This is a genomic window from Williamwhitmania sp. (assembly GCA_035529935.1).
Lineage (GTDB): Bacteria > Bacteroidota > Bacteroidia > Bacteroidales > Williamwhitmaniaceae > Williamwhitmania.
Genome location: DATKVT010000233.1, coordinates 1 through 2187 on the forward strand (window position 1 = coordinate 1; position 2187 = coordinate 2187).

The window sequence follows — 2187 nt, forward strand, 5'->3', positions numbered from 1 at the left end:
CCGGTTCAAGTGAGGTTACGCCGACAGATGTCAACGTGGACTGTGCCCCAGCCCTTAAAATATTGCACGCTGCATTAAAATCTCGATCAAGTTCCAAATAACAGTTAGGACACTTGAAAACGCGATCTTTTAATTGCAGTGGCTCTTTTAAAATTGAATAGCAAGAACTGCAAGTTTGACTTGTGTTCTTAGGATCTATTAGAATGAGTTGCCTACCAGCGTATTCTGCTTTGTAAGCAACATATTGAATTAAAGTTGACCATGATGCATCAAGAGTAGCCTTGTTTATATTAGTTATTTTAGCAAGTATGGTGGATGGTGTTAATTTTTCCATAACGATAACATCATAGGAGTTGACTATACGACGTGATAGTTTGTGCAGAAAATCGTTTCTTTGATTTTTGACCTTTAAATGGGCTTTTTGCAAAGTTACTTTTGCTCGGTACCTTCTTTTACTACCACGCTGTTTAAGAGCCAACTGTTGATTGAAAAAAGCAATCAAGGCTTCGTTCTTCTTGGTGAAGGATGGCTTGTCAATGACGGAACCATCTGAGAAGACTGCATATTGCTTGATTCCAAGGTCAATGCCGACTGCAATTGGTGGATTATTCTGTGGCAAATGTTCCGGTTCAACTTCACAAGAAAGGCAAATAAACCAATGGTCTGCCTCTCGGCGCACTGTGCATGTTTTGATTTTACCATTAATTGGTCGATAACCGTGAATTTTTACATGACCTATTTTTGAGAGAAAAATTTTCTTTTCTGTGACTTTAAATCCACCCTGTGTATACGTGAAACTATCATAGCGAGAATAACCTTGAAAACGAGGAAAGCCGGGCTTTTCGCCGTGCTTGATGCGACGGAAAAATGCTCCATATGCCAAATCAAGACGTTTTAGAACATCTTGTAAGACTTGAGAGAAGACCCTTTTGTATGATGTAATAGCTCTTTTGAGATCGGGTAATTCATTTATTTGGCTGTAGCAGGAGGGACTGCGCCCCGTCATTCTATAAGCAATAATTCGCTCTTCGAGAGCTGCATTGTACAAATTACGACACCTATCCAATGTCCAACACAATTTTTGCCGTTGACTTTGGTTGGGGTAAATGCGTAGCTTAAAAGTTTTCTTCATACTATTATTATGGCATTTTGAGACAGAAAAATCAACTAAAAATAAAATTTCCTTGTAAAAATGAAAACTAAAACCACAAATATTTCAAGGTCGCTGACTTTTTTGGTCCTCTATATATGTAAATTTGAGACTTTTTTCAATATTCTCGCGTTGAAAACTTCGTCTCACCTTGAGACATATTACCAAATGGTAACATATTACCCAACGTTACCAAATGGTAGCATTTCACTTAGAGATTCAGATAATCATATCTTAAATCCTAAAATGAGAAAAGCCCGGTGTTAACCGGACTTGTGTATTTTTTCATTTTGAGAATATTTTGTGTGTATCATACCAGAAGTATACTTTGCTGTACTTGAAAGTCAATTACATTATGTTGAGAAATTTTTTAATTTTGATTTGACTTTTGGTTTCTGCACTATATAATTGTTGTAGAACCTAAAAACACGATTCGTAAGTCCGATAATATTATCGCGTTGAAAATTAGCTAAAGAAATGGTGGTGGAAACTAATTTGGAAATTGGGTTAGAGCCTATGGGTCCCTTTGTGGCGTCGAAAAAATTTGTAAAAAAGTCTTGACACACCGTGGGGGCGGGGTATAATGAAGATGAATAGAAGATAACTTTTGAAACAAAAGCCAATTAAGAAACGGGGCTAAAATGAAAGTTTTCCTAGTTTTTTTCTTTAATACCAAAATGTATTCTCTTTTTTATCAAAAGGTGGCAGACGCGTTAATGGCAGCAACCCATATTGATGATCAATGTGGTCCTTTTGTGATTGTTGTCAAAAATAATAAAATTATTCCTGTTAATGCTTTGACAAAATTGGTGCGCCCGGTCGGGCGCGATAGTTAAAAAGTTTTGTTAAATATTTTCAATCCGAAGGGGAAAATATGATTACCGATCTGAAATTTTACAAAGATGCTGGAGAAGATATGGCAGAAGCCGTAAAGGGAAAGGATTTTAAAACCATCAAGGAAATTTTCCGATGGATGGTAGAAGCCGTTGCAATGGAGGTAGTCTATTTGGATAAAAATGCGGCAAGAGAAACATTCT

The 2187-nt window shown here is 36.8% G+C and carries 2 protein-coding genes; one reads left to right on the plus strand and one right to left on the minus strand.

Annotated features, from left to right (window positions below; genetic code table 11):
• Positions 1-1132: transposase (locus VMW01_17685; protein HUW08074.1), on the minus strand; the 1132-nt coding region annotated here is incomplete at its 3' end.
• A 659-nt stretch (positions 1133-1791) separates the two neighbouring features.
• On the opposite strand from VMW01_17685, the gene VMW01_17690 reads away from it, so the two are divergent.
• Positions 1792-1986: a hypothetical protein gene (locus tag VMW01_17690; protein HUW08075.1), complete on the plus strand. Its 195-nt coding sequence runs from the start codon at positions 1792-1794 to the stop codon at positions 1984-1986.
• Positions 1987-2187: the final 201 nt, after the last annotated feature.